Annotated in this window: 30 protein-coding genes; 17 read left to right on the top strand and 13 right to left on the bottom strand. The window is 62.0% G+C overall.

Annotated elements, in window-relative coordinates:
* Positions 1-20 precede the first annotated feature (20 nt).
* A complete protein-coding gene (locus tag J5M72_RS02405; RefSeq protein WP_207863913.1) occupies positions 21-578 on the top strand; it encodes a YceI family protein in 558 nt (185 codons plus the stop codon).
* A 6-nt stretch (positions 579-584) separates the two neighbouring features.
* Here J5M72_RS02405 and J5M72_RS02400 read toward each other — a convergent pair whose 3' ends face one another.
* A complete protein-coding gene (locus J5M72_RS02400; RefSeq protein ID WP_169430901.1) occupies positions 585-797 on the bottom strand; it encodes a YXWGXW repeat-containing protein in 213 nt (70 codons plus the stop codon).
* A 42-nt stretch (positions 798-839) separates the two neighbouring features.
* Positions 840-1,166 (bottom strand): YXWGXW repeat-containing protein, encoded by a 327-nt coding sequence (locus J5M72_RS02395; protein ID WP_207863912.1) that lies wholly within the window; start codon positions 1,164-1,166, stop codon positions 840-842.
* A 183-nt stretch (positions 1,167-1,349) separates the two neighbouring features.
* Between J5M72_RS02395 and J5M72_RS02390 the strand changes: the two genes are divergently transcribed.
* Positions 1,350-2,036, top strand: coding sequence for a GNAT family N-acetyltransferase (locus tag J5M72_RS02390; protein ID WP_169430899.1), 687 nt, complete (start codon positions 1,350-1,352; stop codon positions 2,034-2,036).
* Between the two features lie 65 nt (positions 2,037-2,101).
* Here the strand turns inward: J5M72_RS02390 and J5M72_RS02385 are convergent, their stop codons facing one another.
* The gene (locus tag J5M72_RS02385) at positions 2,102-2,542 is read right to left on the bottom strand and encodes a hotdog fold domain-containing protein (protein WP_169430898.1); all 441 of its coding nucleotides are present in this window, start codon (positions 2,540-2,542) and stop codon (positions 2,102-2,104) included.
* Positions 2,543-2,706: 164 nt separating this feature from the next.
* On the opposite strand from J5M72_RS02385, the gene J5M72_RS02380 reads away from it, so the two are divergent.
* Complete coding sequence (locus tag J5M72_RS02380) at positions 2,707-3,333, top strand: TetR/AcrR family transcriptional regulator (protein ID WP_169430897.1); 627 nt, start codon at positions 2,707-2,709, stop codon at positions 3,331-3,333.
* Positions 3,334-3,525: 192 nt separating this feature from the next.
* Here the strand turns inward: J5M72_RS02380 and J5M72_RS02375 are convergent, their stop codons facing one another.
* A complete protein-coding gene (locus J5M72_RS02375; RefSeq protein ID WP_207863911.1) occupies positions 3,526-4,158 on the bottom strand; it encodes a TetR/AcrR family transcriptional regulator in 633 nt (210 codons plus the stop codon).
* A gap of 115 nt (positions 4,159-4,273) precedes the next feature.
* On the opposite strand from J5M72_RS02375, the gene J5M72_RS02370 reads away from it, so the two are divergent.
* Entirely contained in the window at positions 4,274-4,858 is a 585-nt protein-coding gene (locus J5M72_RS02370) for an NAD(P)H-dependent oxidoreductase (RefSeq protein ID WP_207863910.1), read from the top strand.
* Positions 4,859-4,876: 18 nt separating this feature from the next.
* Here J5M72_RS02370 and J5M72_RS02365 read toward each other — a convergent pair whose 3' ends face one another.
* Together J5M72_RS02365 and J5M72_RS02360 are read right to left on the bottom strand one after the other, a co-directional pair.
* A complete protein-coding gene (locus J5M72_RS02365) occupies positions 4,877-5,995 on the bottom strand; it encodes a P1 family peptidase (RefSeq protein ID WP_207863909.1) in 1,119 nt (372 codons plus the stop codon).
* Between the two features lie 27 nt (positions 5,996-6,022).
* Complete coding sequence (locus J5M72_RS02360; protein ID WP_207863908.1) at positions 6,023-7,126, bottom strand: polyamine ABC transporter substrate-binding protein; 1,104 nt, start codon at positions 7,124-7,126, stop codon at positions 6,023-6,025.
* 112 nt (positions 7,127-7,238) lie between these two features.
* On the opposite strand from J5M72_RS02360, the gene J5M72_RS02355 reads away from it, so the two are divergent.
* Positions 7,239-8,012 carry a helix-turn-helix transcriptional regulator gene (locus J5M72_RS02355; RefSeq protein WP_169430892.1) on the top strand — a complete coding sequence of 258 codons (774 nt, stop codon included), beginning with the start codon at positions 7,239-7,241 and terminating at the stop codon, positions 8,010-8,012.
* A gap of 5 nt (positions 8,013-8,017) precedes the next feature.
* Here the strand turns inward: J5M72_RS02355 and J5M72_RS02350 are convergent, their stop codons facing one another.
* Positions 8,018-8,959 carry a class I SAM-dependent methyltransferase gene (locus tag J5M72_RS02350; RefSeq protein WP_169430891.1) on the bottom strand — a complete coding sequence of 314 codons (942 nt, stop codon included), beginning with the start codon at positions 8,957-8,959 and terminating at the stop codon, positions 8,018-8,020.
* A gap of 187 nt (positions 8,960-9,146) precedes the next feature.
* On the opposite strand from J5M72_RS02350, the gene J5M72_RS02345 reads away from it, so the two are divergent.
* Together J5M72_RS02345 and J5M72_RS02340 are read left to right on the top strand one after the other, a co-directional pair.
* Positions 9,147-9,560, top strand: coding sequence for a response regulator (locus tag J5M72_RS02345; RefSeq protein ID WP_169430890.1), 414 nt, complete (start codon positions 9,147-9,149; stop codon positions 9,558-9,560).
* 63 nt (positions 9,561-9,623) lie between these two features.
* On the top strand, positions 9,624-10,292 hold the full coding sequence (locus J5M72_RS02340; RefSeq protein WP_207863907.1) for an HAD-IA family hydrolase: 669 nt from the start codon (positions 9,624-9,626) through the stop codon (positions 10,290-10,292).
* Here J5M72_RS02340 and J5M72_RS02335 read toward each other — a convergent pair.
* A complete protein-coding gene (locus J5M72_RS02335; protein ID WP_207863906.1) occupies positions 10,286-10,945 on the bottom strand; it encodes an isoprenylcysteine carboxylmethyltransferase family protein in 660 nt (219 codons plus the stop codon). The genes J5M72_RS02340 and J5M72_RS02335 overlap by 7 nt on opposite strands.
* 162 nt (positions 10,946-11,107) lie before the next feature.
* On the opposite strand from J5M72_RS02335, the gene J5M72_RS02330 reads away from it, so the two are divergent.
* Positions 11,108-12,025, top strand: coding sequence for a pyridoxal-phosphate dependent enzyme (locus J5M72_RS02330; protein WP_207863905.1), 918 nt, complete (start codon positions 11,108-11,110; stop codon positions 12,023-12,025).
* A gap of 215 nt (positions 12,026-12,240) precedes the next feature.
* On the opposite strand, the gene J5M72_RS02325 is transcribed toward J5M72_RS02330, so the two are convergent.
* Together J5M72_RS02325 and J5M72_RS02320 are read right to left on the bottom strand one after the other, a co-directional pair.
* A complete protein-coding gene (locus J5M72_RS02325; RefSeq protein WP_207863904.1) occupies positions 12,241-12,612 on the bottom strand; it encodes an endonuclease domain-containing protein in 372 nt (123 codons plus the stop codon).
* Between the two features lie 176 nt (positions 12,613-12,788).
* Positions 12,789-13,688 carry a LysR substrate-binding domain-containing protein gene (locus J5M72_RS02320; protein ID WP_169430885.1) on the bottom strand — a complete coding sequence of 300 codons (900 nt, stop codon included), beginning with the start codon at positions 13,686-13,688 and terminating at the stop codon, positions 12,789-12,791.
* A 114-nt stretch (positions 13,689-13,802) separates the two neighbouring features.
* On the opposite strand from J5M72_RS02320, the gene J5M72_RS02315 reads away from it, so the two are divergent.
* The 3 genes from J5M72_RS02315 to J5M72_RS02305 are packed head-to-tail and all read left to right on the top strand — an operon-like array spanning position 13,803 to position 16,060.
* On the top strand, positions 13,803-14,825 hold the full coding sequence (locus J5M72_RS02315) for an aldo/keto reductase (protein ID WP_207863903.1): 1,023 nt from the start codon (positions 13,803-13,805) through the stop codon (positions 14,823-14,825).
* A complete protein-coding gene (locus J5M72_RS02310) occupies positions 14,822-15,619 on the top strand; it encodes an SDR family oxidoreductase (RefSeq protein ID WP_207863902.1) in 798 nt (265 codons plus the stop codon). Before J5M72_RS02315 ends, J5M72_RS02310 begins: the two co-directional genes overlap by 4 nt.
* 30 nt (positions 15,620-15,649) lie before the next feature.
* Entirely contained in the window at positions 15,650-16,060 is a 411-nt protein-coding gene (locus J5M72_RS02305; RefSeq protein WP_207863901.1) for an SRPBCC family protein, read from the top strand.
* Positions 16,061-16,106: 46 nt separating this feature from the next.
* Here J5M72_RS02305 and J5M72_RS02300 read toward each other — a convergent pair whose 3' ends face one another.
* Together J5M72_RS02300 and J5M72_RS02295 are read right to left on the bottom strand one after the other, a co-directional pair.
* On the bottom strand, positions 16,107-17,501 hold the full coding sequence (locus J5M72_RS02300; RefSeq protein WP_169430881.1) for a HAMP domain-containing sensor histidine kinase: 1,395 nt from the start codon (positions 17,499-17,501) through the stop codon (positions 16,107-16,109).
* Positions 17,479-18,162 carry a response regulator transcription factor gene (locus J5M72_RS02295; RefSeq protein ID WP_169430880.1) on the bottom strand — a complete coding sequence of 228 codons (684 nt, stop codon included), beginning with the start codon at positions 18,160-18,162 and terminating at the stop codon, positions 17,479-17,481. Before J5M72_RS02295 ends, J5M72_RS02300 begins: the two co-directional genes overlap by 23 nt.
* A 204-nt stretch (positions 18,163-18,366) precedes the next feature.
* On the opposite strand from J5M72_RS02295, the gene J5M72_RS02290 reads away from it, so the two are divergent.
* Positions 18,367-18,660, top strand: a complete 294-nt coding sequence (locus J5M72_RS02290) for a hypothetical protein (protein WP_169432667.1) — start codon at positions 18,367-18,369, stop codon at positions 18,658-18,660.
* A 192-nt stretch (positions 18,661-18,852) separates the two neighbouring features.
* Complete coding sequence (locus tag J5M72_RS02285) at positions 18,853-19,791, top strand: hypothetical protein (protein ID WP_207863900.1); 939 nt, start codon at positions 18,853-18,855, stop codon at positions 19,789-19,791.
* Between the two features lie 21 nt (positions 19,792-19,812).
* Here the strand turns inward: J5M72_RS02285 and J5M72_RS02280 are convergent, their stop codons facing one another.
* Positions 19,813-20,022, bottom strand: coding sequence for a hypothetical protein (locus J5M72_RS02280; RefSeq protein WP_169430878.1), 210 nt, complete (start codon positions 20,020-20,022; stop codon positions 19,813-19,815).
* On the opposite strand from J5M72_RS02280, the gene J5M72_RS02275 reads away from it, so the two are divergent.
* The 4 genes from J5M72_RS02275 to hcnC all read left to right on the top strand — a co-directional run bounded on the left by J5M72_RS02275 (position 20,015) and on the right by hcnC (position 23,770).
* Entirely contained in the window at positions 20,015-20,554 is a 540-nt protein-coding gene (locus J5M72_RS02275; protein WP_207863899.1) for a hypothetical protein, read from the top strand. The two genes, J5M72_RS02280 and J5M72_RS02275, sit on opposite strands and share 8 nt — an antisense overlap.
* 243 nt (positions 20,555-20,797) lie before the next feature.
* Positions 20,798-21,112: a cyanide-forming glycine dehydrogenase subunit HcnA gene (hcnA, locus tag J5M72_RS02270; protein ID WP_207863898.1), complete on the top strand. Its 315-nt coding sequence runs from the start codon at positions 20,798-20,800 to the stop codon at positions 21,110-21,112.
* Complete coding sequence (gene hcnB, locus J5M72_RS02265; protein ID WP_207863897.1) at positions 21,109-22,518, top strand: cyanide-forming glycine dehydrogenase subunit HcnB; 1,410 nt, start codon at positions 21,109-21,111, stop codon at positions 22,516-22,518. Before hcnA ends, hcnB begins: the two co-directional genes overlap by 4 nt.
* Positions 22,511-23,770 (top strand): cyanide-forming glycine dehydrogenase subunit HcnC, encoded by a 1,260-nt coding sequence (hcnC, locus tag J5M72_RS02260; protein WP_169430875.1) that lies wholly within the window; start codon positions 22,511-22,513, stop codon positions 23,768-23,770. Before hcnB ends, hcnC begins: the two co-directional genes overlap by 8 nt.
* Positions 23,771-23,831 lie beyond the last annotated feature (61 nt).

Here is a 23,831-nt window from a genome sequence, read left to right as displayed (position 1 = left end):
CCGAGGCACCGGAGCATCCCATGTCGATTCGATTGTTGTTGGCTGCCGTGTGTTGCCTGATCGTCATGCCGGCGGCGCAGGCCGTGGAGTACACCCGGGTCAACACCACCGCCAGCCAGATCAGTTTCACCTACAACCAGATGGGCTCGCGGATGTACGGCACGTTCGGCAAGTTCGACGCGACGCTGGATTTCGACACTGCGAATCTGAGCAACGCCCGCACCACGTTGCACATCGACCTCACCAGCATCGACGCCGGCAGTGAAGACGCCAACACCGAGCTGGTGAAACCCGCATGGTTCGACACGCAAAAATTCCCGGTGGCGGTGTTTGAATCGACCCGTTTCAGCCGGGTCGATGACAACCACTATCTGGTTGCCGGCCAGCTCACGCTCAAAGGCATCACCCATGAAGTACAGGTGCTGGTGCATGTGAAACCGGACAGCAGCATCGGCATCTTCGACGGTGAACTGGTGCTCAAGCGCGATGCCTTCGGCCTCGGTGCCGGGGAGTGGGCCGACACCGTGGTTTCGAACGACATCGCGATCAAGTTCAAGGTGGTTGCACCGGCCCAGTGAGCGGCCTCAATACGCCCGCCAGTGCCCCGGCACCCAGCGCCATTGGTTGCCGGCCCAGCGGTAATGCCCGGCGACCCAGTGATAACCCGGCGCAGGCATGGCCGGTACGACCTCCACCACCGGCGGTGGGCGATGCGGGCGCACCGGTTCGACGACGCAGCCCGACAGTGTGATTGCCACCAGCGAGGCGGCGAGCAAGGTTTTTATGGTTTTCGACATGATGATTTTCCTGGTGTATGACGTTGGCGGGCTGGCGAGCGATCAACGCACCCAATGACCTTCAATCCAGTACCAGTTCGGCCCGCGCGCCTGCCAGTGGCCCGGTTCCCAGCGTTCGCCGTGGTGACGTACCGGTTGCCAGTGACCGGGCATCCAGACATAACCCCGGCCTTCCCAGCGCCAGTGGCCGCGATCCCATGCATAACCAGGCCGTGGGCCGGGCATCGGTTCCATGCGCATCGGTGGCGGTGCTTCGCGGATGATCATTTCGGGTTGGGCAAACACAGGGGAACTGGCCAGCGTGGCCAGCGTCACCGGCACCAGCAGCAGGGCTTTTCGCCATTTGAACAGGGAACGCAGAACGTTCATGACAACTCCTCAGGGCCTGCGTCGGGAATTGAACGCAGCTGAAGAATTGGACGCCAAATCGGCGAAATATCCGTTCTCGGGCAGATGAAATTTTTGTCAGGCTTGCACAGGGTATGATGTCGCGGTTCGCCGGCCGCTCAACCCGCCCGGCAACTTGTGTTTTACCGCCGGAGTTCACCCGTCATGCCCCGCATCACCCACTACAAATCCCCGTGCCCCGAAGGCGTCAACAGCCAGATCCTGCAAATGGTGGTCGATTACCTGACCGACATCAGCGCCATCGGTCTGGGCCCGAGCAACCTGCTGTACAACGTTTATCAATACGCGGTCGGCTACGAAGTGCATTTGTATCTGGAGGCGCTGAACGGCGAGAAGGGCACCGAAGTGGAACTGCTGGTGGCCACTGATGAGGATGACCCGGAGCAGGTGATCGGCTTCCTGTTGTACTTGCCGGTGCAGGGCGATTGGGAGGCATGCAATGTGGCGTATCTGGCGGTCCGGCAGCCGTACCGACGTCAGGGTGTGGCCCGGGCTTTGATCGCCGACATGGTGACGCGTTACCCCCATGCCGAGTTGACGTGCAGCGTGGGTAAAGTCCCGTATTTCGAGGCGCTGGGCTTTGAAGTGCTGGGCCAGCTGGAGACTCAGGTGCTGATGAGCACCCGGCATTACCGCAGCAACGGCTTGCGCGGCTTCATCGACACCACGCCGATCTACCGCTCGCTGGAAGTGCAGCAGATTCACACCTACCTCCTGCACAAACATGGCAAGCGGGCGATGGTCGATGCCGAAAAACAGCGCGACCGGCACCTGGATCAAGTCACGCGCCATACCGAGGAATTTGTCCGCCAGCGCCTGACCGTGCACTGATCCGGCCAACGGCAAAAAGCCCTTGTTGCGATGACGGCAACAAGGGCTTTTTTGTGCCCGTGATTTCAGGACAGCTTCACGTTCATGGTGATCCGCGCCGTGAACACTTTCTTGCCCTCGGCATCGTGAATGTCGACCGGCACGATCTTGTCGCCTTCGGTCTGCCAGTCCAGTCCTTCGCCATTGGCCACGGCGGTCACGTCGGATTTGGCTTTGGCCAGGTACTCGACCGTCATGCCCTTTGGAATCCAGCGTGCGCCGGCGGGAATCGACACGTCGGTCATCATCCCGGCGGCCAGCTCGGCGGCGTTGCACATGGCGATGGCGTGGACGGTGCCAAGGTGGTTGGTGATCTCGCGGCGAAACGGCACTTGTACAGTCGCCGAGCCTGCCCGCAGCTCGCTGACCAACGGATTGATGCTGCTGAAATACGGCGCGACCTGACAGGCCATCTGGCTGAACGCTTGTGGGCCGGCGCTGGTGAACATGGCGAGAAACTGACTCATGGGAAATCCTCGTGATTGGATGAATTTACAGAATGATATTCCGTTACAGAATATTGTTCTGTAACGGAACGGTATTCTGTCAGCGGGAAATCTGTCAACCTAGGCGCGTTTCGATTACCGGCACGGGTGTGCCTTTCAACAGGATTTACCAGGCCTTCAACCCCATGGACACCGCAGATCTACTCGAGCGCAGCTACCCCGGACGACGGGCCGAACTCAAGCGCGACATCTTTCGCAAAGCCTTGCGCCTGTTCAATGAACAAGGTATCGAGGCCACGACCATCGAAATGATCAGGGCCGAGTGCGACACCAGTGTCGGCGCGATCTACCACCATTTCGGCAACAAGGAAGGGCTGGTGGCCGCGTTGTTTTTTACCGCACTGGAAGATCAGGCGCGTTTGCGCGATGCGTATCTGGCCGACGCGACGACCACCGAAGAGGGCGTGCAGGCCCTGGTTTTCAGTTATGTGGACTGGGTCGAGAACCAGCCTGAATGGGCGCGATTCCAGTACCACGCGCGTTATGCCGTGACCCGGGGGCCGCACAAGGACGAACTCGCCGCTCGCAACAAGACCCGCAATCTGGGGCTGCGCACCTGGCTGGCCGAATCCGGGCGCGCCGCCGAACTCAACGATTGCCCGGCCGAATTGCTGCCATCGCTGATCGTCGGTCAGGCCGACAGCTATTGCCGGGCGTGGTTGTCGGGAAGAGTGCAGGGCAGTCCGAAGGCTTATCGCGAGCTGCTGGCGCAAGCCGCGTGGCGTTCGATCCGTCGCGAACCGGAGCGCTGATTTTCGGAGACAAAAAAAGAGCCTCAAGACTCTTTGATGGGGAGGAAGTAGAGCCCGTGAGGCTCAAGATGCGCATGAACAAGGTGCGGGCTTGATTGGGGTTCAGGACACCCGCACCTACGCAGCGGTTTGGCAAACCAAGCGACTGCGTATCTCCATCCTAGGAAGGTGCACGGACGGTCTCAAGTACCGTCAGTCACTTGCTTTTGCGGCATTGGCGGCGGCCCTTTCGACCATCGCTGCGATGCTCGCAGACAGCTCCTCACGGGCCTCGGCCGGGCTGATTTCGCCGGTGGCCGCCGCTTGGGACAACGCCTCGGCGGCGCCGAGCATGGCACGCAATCCCGCCTGGGTAATGTCACCACCGTCAGCGAACGGCGACAGCACACTGCGGCATTTCTCCAGGAAAACCGCCTCGTATTCGCGTTTGATCTTCTCCAGTTCCGGCGTGCTGGCCAGGGCGGCGATCACCCCCGGAATCTCGTTGCCCTGGGTCAGCACGCAATCGACATACGCCGTGGCAATCACCGTCGCGGTGCCACTCAGGGTCGCCTCGGCATCGGCCAGCGCCGCATCCATCAACGCCGTCTGGCGCCTGTCGAAATCCTGATACAGCGCAGCCAGCAAACCGGCGCGGGTGATGAAGTGGTCATACACCACCGGTTTGGTCACGCCGGCCTTTTCCGCCAGGTAACCCAGCGTCAGGGCATCGGTGCCTTCTTCGCGAATCAATTGCCAGGCCATGTCGAGCAACTGGCGCTGACGGTCTTCCCGGGACAGGCGTCGGCGCGGTTGAGCGGGTTCGGGGATTTCAGTGGTTGACATTGCTTATATACCAAACGTAACTTACTGAAGGTAACTTACTAACTGTAGCTTACCAAGTGTAACTTATCGAAAGGATAAGCCCTTGGTCAGCAATCACCAACCGGAGATTTCCCCCATGCATGCATTGATTGTTGTAGACCATGATGATCCCCGCTCGCTGACTCATGGGCTGGCGCATCAGATTGCCAAAGGCCTGTCGGAGAGTGATTCGTCCAACACCTTCGAAATCGCTGACCTGCACGCCGAGGCATTCGATCCGCGTTTCGGTGTGGCCGACTGGGCCGTGCACCACCGCGAGTCCGCACCGCCGGCAGACGTTCTGGCCGAGCAAGCGCGAATCGATCGCGCTGATGCGCTGGTGCTGGTCTATCCGGTTTTCTGGTGGTCGATGCCGGCCCTGCTCAAAGGCTGGATTGAGCGGGTGTTCAGCAATGGCTGGGCGTTTGATTTCGACGGCGATTCGACCCTGAAAAAACTCGGACGACTGCGTGTGCAGTTGGTCGCACTCGGCGGGGCGGATGCACGTACTTACGAACGCCACGGCTACGGCGCGGCGATGAAGGCGCAGATCGATCACGGCATCTTCGATTACTGCGGTGCAACGGTGACGGGCTCGGCGTTGTTGCTGGAGTCCGAGTCGGGCGATCCTGCGATCCAGCTGCAGGCAGCGCGCGAACTCGGACAAGGGCTGTTTCGCTGAAGCTCTTTGCGAACGGTTTCAGCGAGTGCCCGGCCAGCCGGCTTTTTCGAGAGCGGCGAGCAGGGTGGCGGCATCCAGCCCCAGCACCGAATGCCCGTTGCCTTCGGTGCTGTCGCTGGCCAGCAAGGCGTTGATGATCGCCTCTTCAACGGCCTCGGTCGCCGCCAGAAACAGCTCGCTGATGTGGTCGTTGTTGACCATCCGCAAGCCGTCGCAGGTGGGCGCGCCTTTGCCCTCGTAGGCGGCGGGCGGGATGTGGCCGTTGCCAGTGGCGAAGGCGAGGAAGATGTCACCGCTGTGGTCTTCGTTGCCACCTCCGGTACGCGCCAGACCGAGACTGGCCCGTTGCGCCAGCCGCGTGCATTGATGCGGCAGCAACGGTGCATCGGTGGCCAGGCACACCACGATCGAACCCATGCCCGGGTGCGGCAGCGAAGCGCGCAGGAACGGCGAATCCACCTGTTCCATGTACCGCCCGACCGGGTAGCCATCGACCCGCAGTTCGCTGCGAATCCCATGGTTGGCCTGGACGATGGCGCCCACCGTCCAGCCGCCCTGAGCCTTGCTCAAGCGGCGCGACGCGGTGCCGATCCCGCCCTTGAATTCATGGCAGATCATGCCGCTGCCACCGCCCACTGCGCCTTCCTGCACCGGGCCGTCAACGGCATTGCTCATCGCCTCGGCCACGTGCCCGGGCTTCACGTGAAAGCCGTTGATGTCGTTGAGCAATCCATCGAAGGTCTCCAGCACCACGGGCATGTTCCAGTAGAGACGACCGTCGTCCGGTTGCTGCGCTCGATCCAGTTCGATCAAGGCGTCGCGTACTACGCCGAGGCTATGGGTGTTGGTGAAGGCGATCGGACTGGTCAGCAGGCCGGCTTCGCGAATCCATTCCAGCCCCGTCGCATCACCGTTGCCGTTGAGTACGTGAACACCGGCAAAACACGGTTGCGCATTGGTCGATCCGGCGCGAGGTTCGATCAGGGTGACGCCGCTGCAGACATCACGACCGCTGGCGCTGCGGCCGCGCACATTGCTGTGGCCGACCCGCACGCCGGGTACGTCGGTGATGGCGTTGAGCGGGCCGGGCTGCAGTTGGCCGATGCGGATGTGGAGATCGCGGGCTCTTGGTTTCATGGTGTTTTCTTCTCTGTTCAATGTTGATTATTGGCCGTTCTTGACCTTGCTCCAGACCCGCGTGCGTACCCGCTCGGTGGCTTTGGGCAGGGGCTCGAGGGTGAACAGCGTGGCCATCGCCGTGGCCGACGGATACACCGCCGGGTTGTCGCGGGTGGCTTCGCCGACCAGCGCGGTGGCGGCCCGATTGCCGTTGGGGTAAGACAGGTGATCGCTGACCGGCGCAATCACCTCGGGCCGCAGCAGGTAGTCGATGAACGCCAGGCCCTGGGTCGGATGCGGTGCGTCCTTGAGCAGCACCAGCGTGTCGAACCACACCGGCGCGCCTTCCTTCGGCAGGCTGTACTGGATCTTCACGCCGTTGCCGGCCTGCTCGGCGTTGGTCTTGGCTTCGAGCATCGCGCCGGACCAGCCGACTGCCACGCAGATGTTGCCGTTGGACAGATCACTGATGAATTTGGAGGAATTGAAGTAGGCGATGTGCGGGCGCAGTTTCAGCAGCAGCGCTTCGGCTTTCTGATAGTCCTCGGCGCTGGTGCTGTTGGGCGGCAGGCCAAGATAGTGCAACGCGACCGGGAGCATTTCCGACGGCGAGTCAAGCATCGCCACGCCGCACTCGCCGAGCTTGGCCAGGTTCTCTTCCTTGAACACCAGATCCCAGGAATCCACCGGGGCCTTGTCGCCCAGCGCGGCGCGCACCTTGTCGACGTTGTAGCCGATGCCGTTGGTGCCCCACAGATACGGCACGGCGTACTGGTTGCCGGGGTCGTTGTTGGCCAGTTTGCGCAGCAGATCGTTGTCGAGGTTCTTCCAGCCCGGCAGTTGATCGCGGGGCAGCGGGGCGAGGGCGCCGGCCTTGATCAGGGTCGGCAGGCTGAAGTTGCTCGCCACCACCACGTCGTAGCCGCTGCGGCTGGTCATCAGTTTGCCTTCCAGCACTTCGGCGCTGTCGAAGGTGTCGTAGACCGGTTCGATACCGCTGTCACGCTTGAAGTCATGCAGGGTGTTCGGGCCGATGTAGTCGTACCAGTTGTAGACATGCACGCTCGGCGCATCGGCCGCCTGCGCGCTCAGTGCTGCGGACAAAACGCCCATCAGACCCAGGTTGATATACCCACGATGACCACGCATGATGCGGCACTCCTGGCCTGTTGGCAGGCCGGTGATGAACAGGAGTGGTCAGCCTATCGGGCGGGCTGCGCCACACCCATTCCCATCATGGGTTACTCGAAAGGGGTAGTGCGTGGACGCGTTGCTGCAGGAATTGCCGGTGCATCAGAGTCTGTCGCGAGTGTTCGCCACGGTGGGGCAGGACGGTTTCTGGCGGGCGCTGGTCGATACGCTGCGATTGCTGGTGCCGCTGGACAATGCGCTGGTGGCGGTGATGCAGGCGGGGCGGCCGCCGCAGTTGCTGATCGACTTCGACAGTCAGGGCCGTGCCGACGAGCAGGAAGAACTGGCCGGTTACTGTGCCGGCATGTACCTGCTTGATCCCTTCTACCAGGCCGCCGTCTCCGGGATCGCCGACGGTTTGCACAGCCTCGCGTCCGTGGCGCCGGACCAGTTTCTGCACAGCGAGTACTACCTGAGCTACTTCCGTTCTGTGGTCGGCGCGGATGAACTGCAATTTCTGGTCAACACCGATGACGGTGTGCTCGGCTTGTCGATGGGCCGGGCGACGGCGTTCGGTTTGCAGGAGCAGGGGCGTCTGCTCTGCGTGCGGGACTGGGTGCTGTCAGCAATGCGTCGGCATGTGCAATTGATGCCGCCGCAAGGCGCAGTCGTTGAGGCGCCGGTCGGTGATCTGGCCGCATTGCTGGATCGTTTCGACGCCCGCCTGACCGTGCGCGAAATCGATACGGCGCGCCTGATTCTTCAGGGCTTTTCCAGCAAGGCCATCGCCCAGCGCATGAACATATCGCCGGAGACCGTGAAGGTGCATCGGCGCAATCTCTATCACAAGCTCAATGTCACCGGGCATGGCGAATTGTTTGCGCTGGTGTTGCGGCCGCGCTGACCAGGTCAGCCGATCTGCTTGAACAGCAGCGCCTTCAGGCCGCTTTCAGGATCGACGTCGGGAAACTCCGGCGGATTTTCCAGCCGTTGCTCGAAACGCAGGCTCGGCGCCTCCTGGGTCACGCCGTCGATCAGGAAATCCGAACCGAACGAAGGATCGTTCATGCACGCCAGCACCGTGCCCTGTGCCGTCAGCAGTTCCGGCAGGCGGCGCAGTACGCGCTGGTAATCCTTGGTCAGCAGAAAACTGCCTTTCTGGAACGACGGCGGGTCGATGATCACCAGATCGTACGGGCCGCTGTTGATCACCTTGCCCCAGGATTTGAACAGGTCGTGGCCGAGGAAACTGACCTTGCTCAGGTCATGCCCGTTCAGGCGGTGATTGTCGCGGCCCCGGCTCAGCGCGGCGCGGGACATGTCGAGGTTGACCACATGGCTGGCGCCGCCCTCGATGGCCGCCACCGAAAAACCGCAGGTGTAGGCGAACAGGTTCAGCACCCGTTTGCCCGCCGCTTGTTCGCGCACCCAGTTACGCCCGTAGCGCATGTCGAGGAACAGCCCGGCGTTCTGCTTGCGGCCCAGATCCACGCGGTATTTCAGCCCGCCCTCGACGATGGTCATCTCATCAATCTCTTCCCCCAGCAGCCATTCGGCAGTGCTTTGCGGCAGGTATCGGTGCTGGATCAGCAGGGTGTGGGCGCCGGACTGCTGCCATGGCGCCGAGCCGGTGATTTCCAGCAGCAGGCGCTTGAGGTCTTCCAGCTGCGAAGCCTCGGGTTCCTTGAACAGCGACACCAGCACCACGCCTTGCAGCCAGTCCACGGTGACCTGTTCCAGCCCCGGCCAGCAACGCCCGCGCCCGTGGAACAGACGCCGGGTTTCGGCCGGTGCCGAAGTCAGCGCAGTGAGCAGGTGGGCGTGGAGAACGGCGAGGGCTTGAGGGTTCATCAATCGGGATCGGCCAGCAAAAGGGCGGGCATTTTAACCACAAATGCGCCATGGCGATGGTCCGCCGACCGACGTTATCGAAAAGACCTGTATCAAAAATGAATTTATGTACGAGGCGCCGCTCATACCAGATAAGCAGCGGGATCATGCCGCTAAATCGTTCATGCAATTCAGGGAGTGCCAGTTCATGTGTCCAATTCCGACGTCGAGCGCGCACCTTCCTGGCGGGTTGATTCTGGTAGTGGAAGACGATCCGTTGATTCTGGAGTTTCTGTGCGAAATTCTTCAGGAGGAAGGTTTCAAGGTCGAGCCGCAGACCAGTGCCGATGCGGCGTCGCTATACCTGGAAAAGCACGCGCCGGAAGTCGCGCTGCTGCTCACCGACATCACCATGCCCGGCACCCTCAATGGGGCGGACCTGGCCAATCTGGTGGGCGAACGCTGGCCGGAAAAACCGGTGATGGTCATGTCCGGTTATGAAACGCCGGAGACCTCCGGCGTCCGCCATCCGGTGGCGTTCATCAAGAAGCCCTGGGCCATCGGCCAGTTGCTCGATTGTGTGGACGACGCGTTCAAATCCAAGGCGCCGCGTTTGCACTGAGGCCAGCGGCAAATGCTACATTGCCGGGCACATTTGCCCGGCTCTGCCTAAGGATGCGATCCCTTGTCCGCTCAAGATGCTGTTTTCAATCGCGCGTTCGGCGCGTTCCTGTTCGACATGGACGGCACCGTCCTCAACTCCATCGCCGCCGCCGAGCGGATCTGGGCTGCCTGGGCCGAGCGTCATGGCGTGGATGTCGAGACGTTCCTGCCGACCATCCATGGCGTGCGCGCCATCGATACCATCACGCGTCTGAACTTGCCGGGCGTGGACGCCGAGGCGCAAGCGGCGTTCATCACCCAAGCGGAAATCGAAGACGTTGAAGGCATTGTCGAGATTCCTGGTGCGGCGGCGTTTCTCAAGTCGTTGCCGGCAAATCAGTGGGCCATGGTGACTTCGGCGCCACGGGATCTGGCGTTGCGGCGGATGGCGGCGGCGGGGATTCCCGAGCCTGCGGTGATGATCACGGCCGAAGATGTGAGCGCCGGCAAACCTGATCCGGCCGGTTACCGACTGGCTGCCAGGCGTCTGGGGCTGGACCCGGTCGATTGCCTGATATTCGAAGATGCGATCGTCGGTATTCAGGCGGCTGAAGCGGCGGGTGCGCCGTTGATGATCATTACCGCCACTCACCAGCATCCGGTCGAGACGCGGCACGCGACCATCGCCAGTTACTGCGACGTTACGCTGAGCATCGACAGCGACGGCCAGTTGCGTCTGCAACCTCAGTAAACCCCCGGCAACAACCGCCAGCTGCGTGCGCAATAGGCATCGTATTCGGCGCCGAACCGGGTGCGCAGCAGGGCCTCTTCTGAGTGGATACGGGCAATCAGCGGGATCAGGGTCAACGCTGCCAGCAGGATCCCGACCACCGACCGAAACGCCAACGCCCAGCCTAAAGCATTGACGACCAGCCCCAGATAGCTGGGATTGCGCAGATGCGTGTAGATGCCATCGGTCACCAGACGATGCCCCGGTTGAATCGCCACCAGGCCGCTGAACCGATGCCCCAGCACAAACACCGGCCACAACCGCAACGCACCGCCGGCAATGAACAGCAACGCTCCCAGCCAGCGGGTGCCTTCGCGACCAATGGTCCAGAAACCGATGCGGTCGCAGTAAGCCGGCAGAAACGCACTGACCAGACCGATCACGCCGAACGCCGGGATCACCCAGCGATTGGCCCGGTCTTCACGTTCACCGGAGCTCAGGTTCACTTCGCTGAACAACGACACCACCACCATCACCAACGTCGCCAGGGTCACGACCACCAAGGCCCCGTGGGAAAAGAACACCGCCACGCCACCGATGCCCCACATCGCCAGACCCAGATAGGCAAGAGTGGCAAGCACCGCGACGACGGTCATTTGCGCTGACATTTTCATAGGCACCTCACGGCTGATCCGTTCAGTGTAGATCCCGGCACGATCCCCGGCGTTCAACGTTGGGGGCGGGGTGAACTAAGCTTCAGGCAGGGACGTTCACCTTGCATTCGTCCACGCTCCGGCGCAGCGGTCGTCCGGACGTGACCTCAACAGGAGCCCGCCATGTTGCACATCCGCACGCCGTTGATCCTCCATCCGACCCTGTCGACCACCTCCCGGCGTATCTGGCTGAAACTGGAAAACCTGCAACCCAGCGGCTCCTTCAAGCTGCGGGGCATGGGGCTGTTGTGCAGTCAGGCGGCGGCGCAGGGCAAGCGCAAAGTCGTCTGCCCGTCCGGCGGCAATGCCGGCCTCGCCACGGCGGTGGCGGCGGCCAGCCTGGGTCTGCAAGCCTGCATCGTGGTGCCGCACACCACCCCGGAAGCGACCCGCGCGCGCATCCGCCGCACCGGCGCCGAAGTCATTGTGCATGGCAAGGTCTGGGACGAGGCCAACCAGCGCGCCCGTGAATTGGCCGGTGCGACGGACACCGAATATGTTCCGGCCTTCGACCACCCGGTGTTGTGGCAAGGGCACAGCACGATGATCGATGAAATCCTCGAAGACTGCCCGCAGGTCGACACGGTGGTCACTTCTGTGGGCGGCGGGGGACTGCTGGCAGGGATCCTTACCGGACTGCTGCGCCATGACCGGCGTGACTGCCGGATCATCGCCTGCGAAACCCGCGGCGCCGCCTCGTTTGCCGCCGCCGTCGAGGCCGGTCACCCGGTGCGTCTGAGCAAGATCGACACCGTCGCCACCTCCCTGGGTGCCGCTCAGGTAGCGGATTGGCCGGTGCAGCACATCGGCGAGTTCGATCACGAATGCCTGGTGCTGTCCGATGACGACGCGATCATGGGCGTGGTGCGTTACGCCAGTGATTTGCGGCAACTGGTGGAGCCGGCGTGCGGGGTGTCGCTGGCGGTGGCCTACCTCGATCACCCGGCGTTGGCGGGGGCTCGGGATGTGGTGATTGTGGTGTGTGGCGGGGTGAGTATCAGTGCGCAGTTGGTGGCGGGGTGGGCGCGTTTCGGGATTTGAATGCTCGGATTTCTGCGTCGACCGCTTTCCCTCACCCCAGCCCTCTCCCGGAGGGAGAGGGGGCCGACCGAGGTGTATTGAGGGATACATCGACCTGAAAAACCGAGTCGATTATGGATTCACTGCAGATCTTTCAGGTCGATGTATTACGGCAATATCCCCCAATCAGTTCCCTCTCCCTCTGGGAGAGGGCTAGGGTGAGGGCGCTTTCCGGATCAGGACCGCGATCTCAAATCCTCTGCGATCCTGACAATCTGCTCCAACACATCCCCCATCTGCCGAATCACCTCCAGATTACTGAACCGCACCACCTCAATCCCAAGCCGCTGAAGATAGAGCGTACGCCGCCGATCATGAACCTCTCCCGCCTCCTCATAGTGCTGCCCCCCATCCAGCTCCACCGCCAACCTCAACTCTACGCAATAAAAATCCAGCACAAACGGTGGGATCGGCACCTGCCGCCGAAACTTCAGTCCCGCCACCTGCCGCGCACGCAGCCGTTGCCAGAGCATCTGCTCGCAATCGGTCTGGCTGGCGCGTAAACGGCGGGCGAACCGGCGTTGGTCGAGGGTAGGGCGATTTTGCATGCTTCACGTCCTTGTGAAGTGGGATGAAAAATTCACTGTAGACCGGACAAACCGTCAGTGCCAGATCAACCTGATTATGGATTCACACTAGATTTTTCAGGTCGCTGCATCACGTCAATATCCCCCGATCAGTTCCCTCTCCCTCGGGGAGAGGGTTAGGGTGAGGGGCCAGCAGATTATCTGGCGCCCGAGATGTCCGGCCCCGTCAGCATCGTCCTGAATGTCTCCACCAACGGCCGCAAATTGACCCGGTGCCACGCCGCCCACAACGGCGTGGTAAACGCCAGCCACGGCACTTCCCGCAACACCACACCTGGCGGCGCGTTGTGGCTCAGGCCTTTCTGGATCATCGCAATCCCGAGCCCCGAAGCGACCAGCCCCAGCGCGGTGAACGGCTCGGTCGCCTGCATCCGCACATCCGGGGTGAAGCCAGCGCGCAGGCAGGCGCTCAGGAAGTCGTCGCGCGCCTCCTGGCGCGGTTGCACGCCGATCCACTCCTGAGTGGCCAGATCCTGTGGGGTCAGCGATGCCTGTGCGGCCAGTGGATGCTGCTCCGGCAGCGCCAGCAGCATCGGGTCGTCCAGCACCTGAAAGCCCAGCAAGTCAGGATCGTCGGTCGTCGGCGGTTCGCTGACCAGGGCGATATCGAGGCTACGCTGACGCAGCCCTTCGAGCTGTTCGGCGGAGTTGAGGTTGTACAGCGCGACATGCACATTCGGTCGATCCACCCGCAGCACGCGCAAGGCGTTGGGCAGGACGCCCGCGTGCATGGCGTTCTCGATGTAGCCGATGCACAAGCCACCTTCCTCTCCACGGCCCAGGCGTTTGCCGAGGGATTCGAGGCGATTGGCGTGGGTCAGCAGGGCGCGGGTTTCGGCGAGAAACGTCTGGCCGTCACGGGTCAGGCGGATACGTTGCTGGCTACGTTCGAACAGGGTCAGGCCCAGGCGTTCTTCAAGCTGGGCGATCTGCCGGCTCAGGGGCGACTGGGAAATGTGCAGGCGCTCGGCGGCGCGGCCGACGTGTTCTTCCTCGGCGACGGCGACGAAGTAACGCAATTGGCGGATGTCGATCATGTCAGACCTTCAGGGACTCAAGTGCTGCGGATTATGTCTTGGACGGTCTGAGTGGCGCAATCTAGGATCTGCTCAACGGTCAACCACGACCCAGACACTACGAGGAAATCCCCAATGAGTTTGAATGACAAATTGCCCGGCCAACTGGGCTTCGGCACCGCTCCACTGGGCAACATGTTCCGTGCCATCCCCGAGGAAGAAGCCCAGGCCACCGTGCATGCGGCGTGGGATGCCGGCGTGCGTTATTTCGATACCGCGCCGTTCTACGGCTCGGGCCTGTCGGAAATACGCCTCGGCGAAGCACTGTCCCGCTACAAGCGCGACGACTATGTGCTCAGCACCAAGGTCGGCCGGGTGATTCTCGACGAAGTCGAAGACGCCGCCGCCCGTGATCTGGGCGAAAAGAGCGGGGTGTTCGAACACGGCCGCCCGAACAAGATCGTCAACGACTACAGCGCCGATGCCACCTTGCGCTCGATCGAAGACAGCCTCGAACGCCTGAAAACCGATCGCCTGGACATCGTCTGGGTCCACGACATCGCTCAGGATTTCTACGGTGACCAATGGCTGGAGTATTTCAATCAGGCCCGTACCGGCGCCTTCAAAGTCCTCACCCGCCTGCGTGAAGAAGGCGTGATCAAGGGCTGGGGGCTGGGCGTGAACAAAGTCGAGCCCTGCGAATTGACCCTTGATCTGACCGAGGCGCAGCCCGACGGCTTTCTGCTGGCCGGCCGCTACACTCTTCTCGACCACGAGCGGGCCCTGCAACGCCTGATGGATTCGGCGCGGGCGCAGAACGTTGAAGTCGTCGTCGGCGGCCCTTATAGCTCGGGGATTCTGGCCGGTGGCGCGCACTTCGAATACCAGAAGGCCAGCCCTGAGATCGTTGCCAGGGTCGAGCAGATCAAACGTATCGCGGCGGCCCATGGTGTGGATGTAAAAGCGGCGGCGCTGCAATTCTCCCTGGCCAATCCGGCGGTGGCAGCGGTGATTCCCGGCGCGAGCAAACCCGGGCGGATCGCCGAGGACGTGGCGGCGCTGTCAGCGGTGATTCCTGCCGGTTTCTGGCAGGCCATGCGAGAAGCGAAACTGGTGTCCGAACGTGCACCATTACCTATTGATGAGGTGAAAGCATGAAGATCGATCTGAGCGGAAAACTGGCGATTGTCAGCGGCAGTACGGCGGGCATCGGTTTGGGCATCAGCCAGTCGCTGGCCGAGGCGGGCGCCACGGTGGTGGTGATCGGTCGCGACGCGGCCAAGGTCGAACAGGCGCTGGCAAGCATTCGAGACAAGGTGCCGGGCGCGCAACTGCGCGGTCTGACGGCGGATCTGGGCACGGCCGAAGGCGCGCAGAAACTGTTCGCCGCCGAACCGAAAACCGACATCCTGGTGAACAACCTCGGCATCTACAACGCCGTGGATTTCTTCGACGCGCCGGACGATGAGTGGACGCGCTTCTATGAAATCAACGTGATCTCCGGTGTGCGTCTGTCGCGGCATTACGTGCCGGCGATGGTCGAGCAGGGCTGGGGCCGGGTGATTTTCCTGTCTTCGGAATCCGGCGTGGCCACCCCGGCGGACATGATCAACTACGGCGTGACCAAAAGCGCCAACCTGGCGGTGTCCCATGGTCTGGCCAAACGGCTGGCCGGCACTGGCGTCACGGTCAATGCAATCCTGCCGGGGCCGACCTTCACCGACGGCGTCGAAGAGATGCTCAAGGATGCCGCCGCCGAGTCCGGCCGCAGCCTGCGGGACGAAGCCGACGCCTTTGTGCGCCGGGCACGCCCGACCTCGATCATCCAGCGCGTGGCCAATGTCGAAGAAGTCGCGCACCTGGTGACCTACATCGCTTCACCGCTGTCCTCGGCCACCACCGGCGCAGCATTGCGTGTCGACGGCGGTGTGGTCGACAGCCTGGCAATCTGAACCTGAATTCGTTGAGAGAGACATTTATTTATGGCAACAGCATCAGCATCCATCGACATCCCGGCCTCGGCCGATCAGGTCTGGCAATTGATCGGCGGCTTCAACACGCTGCCGGACTGGCTGCCGTTCATTCCCAAGAGTGAACTGAGCGAAGGCGGGCGTGTGCGCAGCCTGCAAACCGCCGACGGCGGGGTGGTGGTCGAGCGTCTGGAAAGCTTCGATAACGCGGGCAAGACCTACAGTTATTCGATCCTGCAGGCACCGTTTCCGGCTACTGATTATCTGGCGACGATTCGCGTCGAAGCTCAGGGGCAGGGCGCGAAGGTGACGTGGTCGGGACGCTTCACCGCCCAGGGCGTAAGCGATGAGGAAGTGGTGGCGCTGTTCAGCGGCATCTATCAGGGTGGACTCGAGGCGCTACGCGCGAATTACCCAGCCTGAGTTAGATCGCTGATCGTTCCCATGCAGAGCGTGGGAACGATCGCTTTCACGACTGTGAAATCAGCCTCTGCCGGCAATCCAGCACCAGTTTCGCCCCGCCCAGATCGCTGTGACCCACCTCAAGACTGAACCCGTGCAGGCTGACAATCGCCGCGACGATCGACAGCCCCAGCCCGAAACCGCTTTGCGGTTGCCCACCCTCTGCTCGATAGAAGCGCTGGAACACCGCTTCGCGTTCCGACTCGGGAATACCGGGGCCGGAGTCGTGCACTTCGATCCGTGTATGCCCCGCATCATTCACCCCACGCAAAATTACCGTGCCTCCTGGCGGGGTGAACTTGATCGAGTTGCTCAACAGGTTGGCCAAGGCTTCAAACAACAGCGCCCGGTCACCGTTCAGCTGCGGCAGGGTTTCCGGCATGTTCAGTTTGAAATGCAGTTCGTCTTCCTCGGCCAGCGGCAGATAAAACTCATGCAGTTCCTGCAACAGCCGCACCGGATCGAGCTCGACGAATCCCGAACGCCGCTGGCGATCTTCCAGTTCGGAAATCCTCAGCAAACCCCGAAAGCGCGCCATCAGCGTATCCGCTTCGGCCAGCACCAGATCCAGTTGCGCGGCCTCCGGCGAGCCTTCGCCGGCCTGCTGCTGCATGCGATACAACTGCGCCCGCAGGCGGGTCAGCGGGGTGCGCAGGTCGTGGGCGATGTTGTCGCACACACCTTTGACTTCATTCATCAAGCGCTCGATGCGATCGAGCATGGCGTTGACGATGGCGGCGAGCATGTCCAGTTCGTCACGGCGATTGGACACGGGCAAGCGGTGAGTCAGGTCGCCGGCGACGATCGATTGGGCACTGGCCTGAATCGCGCGGATGCGTCGCAACGGCCGACGACGCAGCAAATGCCAGCCGATGACCCCCGGCACGATCGTCAGCGAAACACCCCAGAGCAGTGCGCGCAGAATGATTCGGGTCACGGCGAACAGCGAGCCGTTGTCGCGCACCAGTACCAGCCAGCGACCGTCGCGGGTCGGGGTGGCGACCGCATCGCAGCTGTCGGCGGGCAGGGTCGGGTCGTCGGATTCGGAGCAGTCGCGCAATTCGTGGATCTTGCCGTCCAGCGGCAGGCCGGCAGGCATCTGCTGCAAGGCCCCGCCGAGGTAGGTGTGGTCGGCGGCGAACAGGCCGTAGGCATCGATGCCGCGAATATCGAACGTCATGCTGGCGGCGAGTGCGTCTTCCAGCTGGTCGCCACGAAAGTGCGAGAACAGATGCTGACGCTGCATCAGCGAATGCTTGGCCAGGTTGTCGAGGTAACCGGAGACCTCGAAATACATGACCCCCATGAGGATCCCGCTCCAGGCCACGAACAACGAACTGTAAAGCGCCAGCAACCGGCTGCTGGAGGAGCGCCAGCCGTCAGACGGGTTCGGCAATGACATAACCCGAGCCTCGCACCGTGCGGATCAGCGGGACGTTGCCCGGCGGGTCGATCTTCTTGCGCAGACGGCCGATGTGCACGTCGATCAGGTTGGTGCCGGGATCGAAGTGATAACCCCAGACCTCCTCGAAAATCATCATCCGCGACAGGATCTGGCCGCTGTTGCGCATCAGAAATTCCAGCAGTTTGTACTCGGTCGGCAGCAGCGTCAGCACCTGCTCGGCGCGGCTCGCTTCGTGGCTGATCAGGTCCAGTTCCAGGTCCGCCACACGCAGGGTGGTGGGCTGGGCGCCACCGTTGTTCTGCCGGCGCAGCAATACTTCGACCCGGGCGGCCATCTCGTCGGTGGCGAAGGGTTTGGTCAGGTAATCGTCACCGCCGGCGCGCAGCCCGCGCACGCGTTCGTCGACATCGGACAGGGCACTGATCATCAGGATCGGCGTGGACACACCCATGGTGCGCAGGGTCGTGACGATGGCGAGGCCATCGAGTTCGGGCAGCATGCGGTCGAGGGTGATCAGGTCGTAATTGCCGCTGACGGCGCGGTCAAGGCCTTCGCGGCCATTGTCGACCCAATCCACGTCAAGGCCGTGGCTGCTCAGTTCGGCGACGATTTCCCGGGCGGTCACGGCGTCGTCTTCAATGGTCAAGATGCGAGTCATGGGAGGCCTGCTGATCGGTTCAAACGGAATGGCAGCATTTTGCCAAGATTTTGCAGTAACGCTTTAAATTAACTTTCATGTTTTAACCGCCATTGGCAGCGGTTGCCGAATTATTTTCCGAAACGTTGATATCATCTGGCCATATTTCAACGGAGTGATGACGTGAGCAAGTTGATTCGCGGTGGCTGGAGGCCGGTGGCTGGCATGTTGCTGATGTTGTTGAGTACGTTGACATGGGCGGCCAACACGCCCTGTTCCGGGAAGAAGGGCGGGATCGATCGCTGCGACGGTGATTTGTTTCTGTGCAATGACGGCTCCATCAGCGGCTCGAAAAAGAGCTGCGCCGCGATGTTCGGGATTCGTGAACAGGCGCAGCCGCAGCGGTTCCTGCAAAGCGATGATGGCTGTGATTGCGGCACCGGTTCGTTCTGCACCGGCCCTCGTGGTGGCGTGTATTGCCTGACGCCTGGTGGCAAGAAAAGCTACAAGCGCAAATGACCGGTTTTTGTGCCAATGCATAAAACCCGCTGTTATCGGGTATTTGTTGCAATTTGCATGGTGATGGGAAGTTCAGTCTTTTTAACCTGTTGAAATTGTTGAGTTTATTAAATTCTGGCGACTGGCACGGTCACTGCAATTCATCTGATGACGAGTTGTAACACCTTTTTTCATGCCGGGAGCAGAACAACAATGAATAGATCTTCAGATGGGTTTTATCCTGCCTTTGAAGGCGAGTCGGACAACGTCTCAGGGGTGTCCTGGGGTGCGATCTTCGCTGGGGCCGCGGCGGCTGCGGCGCTGTCGCTGATTCTCGTGCTGCTCGGCTTCGGTCTGGGCTTTTCCGCCGTTTCACCGTGGGCCGGGGAGGGCGTCAGCGCCAAGGGCCTGGGCATTTCAACGATCGTCTGGCTGGCCGCCACGCAAATCATTGCTTCAGGACTCGGTGGCTACATCGCCGGTCGCCTGCGGGTGAAGTGGGCGAACATGCACGGCGACGAGGTGTACTTTCGCGACACTGCCCACGGCTTTCTCGCCTGGTGCGTGGCCACGCTGGTCACCGCAACCCTGGTGGTCGGTTCGGTCAGCAGCATTGTCAGCGGTGGTGTGCAGGCCGGTGCCAGTGTTGCCGGTGGAGCGGCCAGCGCCATGACCCAGGCCGCGGGCACTGCCGCAGCCAACACCAACAGCGACCAGTACGGTTACTTCGTCGACAGTCTGTTCCGTGATGACCGTCCTGCCGCCGTCAGTGACGACGCCGCTCGCGGCACCGTGACCCGGATCTTCGCCCAGAGCCTGGCCAACGGTCAGCTCAGCCCCGAGGATCGCACCTACCTTGCGCAACTGGTCGCTCAGCGAACCAACCTGACTCAGGCCGACGCCGAACGTCGCGTGGACGAAATCTACGCCCGTACGCAAAAAGCCATCGCCGACGCCAAGGTCAAAGCACAGCAAGCTGCTGACACCGCCGCCAAAGTCGCTGCCTGGACCTCGCTGTGGATGTTCATCGCGCTGCTGGCCGGTGCGTTCTTTGCCAGTCTGTCGGCCACCTTCGGCGGTCGCCGCCGGGATGCGGTGGAGTACGTCGAAGTCGAAACCTACACCACGACCACTGTTCCCCCAGTCCGTTAATCAAGGAGCATCATCATGCGCTCACTTCTGCTGTTTTTCCTCGGCGTGCCAATCCCGATCATCATCCTGATCGCCCTGTTCGTGCACTGATCCCTCTGGGGCTTTTGCCTCGGCCGCTTCCACCTTCGGGTTGAAGCGGCTTTTTGCTTTCCAGAGAGCCAGCAGCCAGAATCGACGCCGGAAGCGGATCGGCCGCTTCAATTTCTGTTTAAGGATGAAGACGTTGGACAAGAAGGAAACCAAGCGGCAACTGGATGAAATGCTGGATGCCGGTCGTTCGAAGACCGAATCCTTCAAGGCGTTGTCGGGTGGGGCGGTCAAGGATCGAGTGTTGGCTTACTGGATCGGTTCGCGCATTGACCCGGCACTGCGACGCCAGCATGCGCGCAAGGTCACGATCCTGATTGTTTTATTCGGCATTCAGGCGTTGATCGGTGCCCTGATCGGATTTGCCCTGGGCTGGAACTCCAGTCTCGGGTTGGCTCTGGTGCTTACGCTGATCGGGGGCGCTATCCCTCTGCTGTTTGCGTGGGGTTTTTACAAGTACTCCGCGCAGACCTACACCGTTTTCGTGATCCTCTCGCTCAGCCAGTTTTCACGTCTGTTCAAGGACTACGCCGAAGATCCGGTGGCCACGCTGGTCAGCGCAGGCCTCACCCTGGCCCTGGTGTTTTATGTCGCGTGGCTGAAAACCAAGCTGTTCCCCGACCTCGGTTTCATCGGCTCGAAAAAGATCAAAGGGCAGTTCGTGTTTTCCAACTGATCGGCGGCAGAACCGTACAGTCATTTCCATGGCCTGGATCAATATTCCTCGGCGCGATATCCCCTACCGTGAAATTTCCAGGCCCTTGCCGCTGGATCGACTACATTGCTTGCGCGCACGTTGCTGCGCGAGCGGGATAAACCTGCCGGCCCGATAGAGAGATAACCCCCACGAGCCGGCGAGGTGTAGTGCAGCAAGGAGCTGTTTCAACCTCACCTGAACTTTTCACGGATGATCATTGCAATGCACTGCCTAGAAAGAACCTTCGATATCCAGCCTTTGACGCAGGCGGATATGACTGTCCACATCAACGGCCAGCCGGTCACTGCCGCCATCGGCGAAACCGTGCTCAGCGTCATTCAGTCCCTCGGCGTGCGCCAGGTCGCGCGCAACGATCACAACCAGGTCAGCGGTGCCTATTGCGGCATGGGCGTGTGCCAGTGCTGCCTGGTGAAAATCAACGGCCGGCACAAGCGTCGAGCCTGCCAGACCGTGGTGCGCGAGGGCATGCTGATCGAAACCCAGGCCAACCGTATTCACGGACAGGAGGCGCCATGAGTCAGCATCCGGTCATCGTCGGCGGTGGGCCGGCGGCCATGGCGGCGGCCATCGAACTGGCGCGCCATGGCGTGCGCAGCACACTGCTTGAAGAGGCGTCGCGCCTTGGCGGCGTGGTTTATCGCGGGCCGTTGCGTGACGGTGTGCAGCTGGACTATCTGGGGCCGCGTTATTCGGAAGCATTGAGCAAACTGCACGGCGACTTTCAGGAACAGGCCGGGCTGATCGATGTGCGCCTGCATCACCGGGTGGTCGGCGCCGAAGGCACGCGTTCACTGGTGGTGCTTGATGGCGATGAGCGCCTCCACGAAATCAGCTACCCGCAGCTGGTGCTGGCCGCCGGTTGCCACGAACGCAGCGTGCCGTTTCCCGGCTGGACATTGCCCGGCGTAATCATGCTCGGCGGCCTGCAATTACAGATCAAAAGTGGCGTGGTCAAACCCCAGGGTCCGGTGGTAATCGCCGGAACCGGGCCGCTGTTGCCGCTGGTGGCGACCCAGTTGCACGCGTCGGGCGTGAGCGTGGTCGGTGTCTACGAGGCCTGCGCGTTCGGCAAGATTGCCAAGGAAAGTCTGGCACTGTTGAACAAGCCGCAACTGTTTCTCGACGGCTTGAGCATGCTGGCCTACCTGAAACTGCACGGCATCCCGATGAACTACGGCTGGGGCGTGGTCGAGGCACACGGCGACGGCGAACTGAAAAGCGTCAGCGTGGCGCCGTACTCGGCGACGTGGGAGCCGGACATGAGCCGTGTCGAACGCTTCGAAGCGAAGACCCTGGCGGTCGGCTACGGCTTTATTCCGCGCACGCAACTGAGTCAGCAGATGGGCCTGGATCACGGCTTCAGCGATGACGGTTACCTGCGCGCCAACGCCAACATCTGGCAGCAGAGCAGCGAGCCCCACGTGCATCTGGCCGGTGACATGGGCGGGATTCGCGGCGGTGAAGCAGCGATGCTGGCCGGCAAGATCGCCGCCACCTCGATCCTGCTGCAACGCGGTGTGCTCGAAGAGGAACTGGCGCGTGTCCGTCGCGACCGTTACCTGGGCAAACTCAAAGCCATCGTGCGTTTCCGCGCGGCGGTGGATCGCTACACCGAACGCGGCGTCGGGCAGATCGCATTGCCGGCGGCCGACACGGTGATCTGCCGCTGTGAACACACCACTCGCGCCGACATCGACCGGGCGCTGGAGCAGGGCGTGCAAGACATCGCCAGCCTGAAAATGCGCACCCGCGTGAGCATGGGCGACTGTCAGGGGCGGATGTGCGTCGGCTATTGCAGCGACCGTTTGCGTCAAGCCACCGGACGCAAGGATGTCGGCTGGCTGCGGCCGCGTTTCCCGGTCGATCCGATTCCATTTTCCGCGTTCCAGTCCCTCGGCACGGAGGCCGTTTCCCATGAGTAAGTTCTATGACGTGGTCATCGCCGGCGGCGGTGTGATCGGCGCGTCCATCGCCTATCAGTTGTCCAAGCGCAAAAACCTCAAGGTCGCGATGATCGATGCCAAGCGCCCGGGCAACGCGACCCGTGCCTCGGCCGGCGGCTTGTGGGCGATTGGCGAGTCGGTGGGGCTGGGCTGCGGGGTGATTTTCTTTCGCATGATGTCGGCCAACCGCAAGCGCGAAACCCAGGGCGCGGCGGTGGCAGTGGATTCAAGCACGCCGCACATCCTGCCGCCGTCGTTCTTCGATTTTGCCTTGCAGTCCAACGCGCTCTACCCGGCACTGCACCGCGAGCTGCGTGACAACCACGGGATGGATTTCAAGTTCGAAAAGACCGGGCTCAAATTCGTCATTTATGACGACGAGGACCGGTTATACGCCGAGCACATCGTCGGCTGCATCCCTCATCTGGCCGATCAGGTGCGCTGGCTCGATCAGGCTGCATTGCGCGAGTCCGAGCCGAGCGTCAGCCATGAAGCGCGTGGCGCGCTGGAATTTCTCTGCGATCACCAGGTCAGCCCGTTCCGCCTCGCCGACGCCTACGCCGAAGGCGCCCGGCAGAATGGCGTGGACATGTACGTCAACACCAACATCACCGGCGTGCTGCATCACGGTACGCGGGTGACCGGCGTGCAGACGACCGAAGCCGGGGTGTTTCACTGCAAGACCCTGATCAACGCCGCCGGCGCCTGGGCAGCGGACTTGAGCGAGTGGGCCACGGGTATCCGGATTCCGGTGAAACCGGTGAAAGGCCAGATCCTGCTCACCGAACGCCTGCCGAAAATCCTCAACGGTTGCCTGACCACCAGCGATTGCTACATGGCGCAGAAGGACAACGGCGAGATCCTGATCGGCAGCACCACCGAGGACAAAGGCTTTGACGTCACCACCACCTGGCCGGAAATCGCCGGGCTGGTGCAGGGCGCGGTGCGTTGTCTGCCGGAACTGGCGGACATCAACCTCAAGCGCACCTGGGCCGGGCTGCGGCCGGGCTCGCCGGACGAGTTGCCGATTCTCGGGCCGATGGCCGGGGTGGAGGGTTATCTCAACGCCTGCGGGCATTTCCGCACTGGGGTACTGACGTCGGCGATCACCGGGGTGTTGCTGGACAAGCTGATCAACGATGAACCGTTGCCGCTGGACATCACGCCGTTTCTGGCGGACCGGTTTGCAGTGGCGCCGGCCAAAGAAGAGAGGGAGCTGGAGATAGCCTGAACTTGTGGGAGCCAGCCTGCTGGCGATGAGGCCGGTTCAGTCACCCTTGATGGTGGCCGAG

Origin of the sequence: Pseudomonas sp. 58(2021) (assembly GCF_017491585.1) — a bacterium.
Lineage (GTDB): Bacteria > Pseudomonadota > Gammaproteobacteria > Pseudomonadales > Pseudomonadaceae > Aquipseudomonas > Aquipseudomonas fluorescens_BT.
Note: the sequence above shows the minus strand (reverse complement) of the source record. Positions and strands in the feature narration are given on the sequence as shown.

Coding starts and splice junctions, on each gene's coding strand:
- J5M72_RS02405 (WP_207863913.1), top strand. CDS start 21: ATGTCGATTCGATTGTTGTTGGCTGCCGTGTGTTGCCTGATCGTCATG.
- J5M72_RS02400 (WP_169430901.1), bottom strand. CDS start 797: ATGTCGAAAACCATAAAAACCTTGCTCGCCGCCTCGCTGGTGGCAATC.
- J5M72_RS02395 (WP_207863912.1), bottom strand. CDS start 1,166: ATGAACGTTCTGCGTTCCCTGTTCAAATGGCGAAAAGCCCTGCTGCTG.
- J5M72_RS02390 (WP_169430899.1), top strand. CDS start 1,350: ATGCCCCGCATCACCCACTACAAATCCCCGTGCCCCGAAGGCGTCAAC.
- J5M72_RS02385 (WP_169430898.1), bottom strand. CDS start 2,542: ATGAGTCAGTTTCTCGCCATGTTCACCAGCGCCGGCCCACAAGCGTTC.
- J5M72_RS02380 (WP_169430897.1), top strand. CDS start 2,707: ATGGACACCGCAGATCTACTCGAGCGCAGCTACCCCGGACGACGGGCC.
- J5M72_RS02375 (WP_207863911.1), bottom strand. CDS start 4,158: ATGTCAACCACTGAAATCCCCGAACCCGCTCAACCGCGCCGACGCCTG.
- J5M72_RS02370 (WP_207863910.1), top strand. CDS start 4,274: ATGCATGCATTGATTGTTGTAGACCATGATGATCCCCGCTCGCTGACT.
- J5M72_RS02365 (WP_207863909.1), bottom strand. CDS start 5,995: ATGAAACCAAGAGCCCGCGATCTCCACATCCGCATCGGCCAACTGCAG.
- J5M72_RS02360 (WP_207863908.1), bottom strand. CDS start 7,126: ATGCGTGGTCATCGTGGGTATATCAACCTGGGTCTGATGGGCGTTTTG.
- J5M72_RS02350 (WP_169430891.1), bottom strand. CDS start 8,959: ATGAACCCTCAAGCCCTCGCCGTTCTCCACGCCCACCTGCTCACTGCG.
- J5M72_RS02345 (WP_169430890.1), top strand. CDS start 9,147: ATGTGTCCAATTCCGACGTCGAGCGCGCACCTTCCTGGCGGGTTGATT.
- J5M72_RS02335 (WP_207863906.1), bottom strand. CDS start 10,945: ATGAAAATGTCAGCGCAAATGACCGTCGTCGCGGTGCTTGCCACTCTT.
- J5M72_RS02330 (WP_207863905.1), top strand. CDS start 11,108: ATGTTGCACATCCGCACGCCGTTGATCCTCCATCCGACCCTGTCGACC.
- J5M72_RS02325 (WP_207863904.1), bottom strand. CDS start 12,612: ATGCAAAATCGCCCTACCCTCGACCAACGCCGGTTCGCCCGCCGTTTA.
- J5M72_RS02320 (WP_169430885.1), bottom strand. CDS start 13,688: ATGATCGACATCCGCCAATTGCGTTACTTCGTCGCCGTCGCCGAGGAA.
- J5M72_RS02315 (WP_207863903.1), top strand. CDS start 13,803: ATGAGTTTGAATGACAAATTGCCCGGCCAACTGGGCTTCGGCACCGCT.
- J5M72_RS02310 (WP_207863902.1), top strand. CDS start 14,822: ATGAAGATCGATCTGAGCGGAAAACTGGCGATTGTCAGCGGCAGTACG.
- J5M72_RS02305 (WP_207863901.1), top strand. CDS start 15,650: ATGGCAACAGCATCAGCATCCATCGACATCCCGGCCTCGGCCGATCAG.
- J5M72_RS02300 (WP_169430881.1), bottom strand. CDS start 17,501: ATGTCATTGCCGAACCCGTCTGACGGCTGGCGCTCCTCCAGCAGCCGG.
- J5M72_RS02295 (WP_169430880.1), bottom strand. CDS start 18,162: ATGACTCGCATCTTGACCATTGAAGACGACGCCGTGACCGCCCGGGAA.
- J5M72_RS02290 (WP_169432667.1), top strand. CDS start 18,367: ATGTTGCTGATGTTGTTGAGTACGTTGACATGGGCGGCCAACACGCCC.
- J5M72_RS02285 (WP_207863900.1), top strand. CDS start 18,853: ATGAATAGATCTTCAGATGGGTTTTATCCTGCCTTTGAAGGCGAGTCG.
- hcnA (WP_207863898.1), top strand. CDS start 20,798: ATGCACTGCCTAGAAAGAACCTTCGATATCCAGCCTTTGACGCAGGCG.
- hcnB (WP_207863897.1), top strand. CDS start 21,109: ATGAGTCAGCATCCGGTCATCGTCGGCGGTGGGCCGGCGGCCATGGCG.
- hcnC (WP_169430875.1), top strand. CDS start 22,511: ATGAGTAAGTTCTATGACGTGGTCATCGCCGGCGGCGGTGTGATCGGC.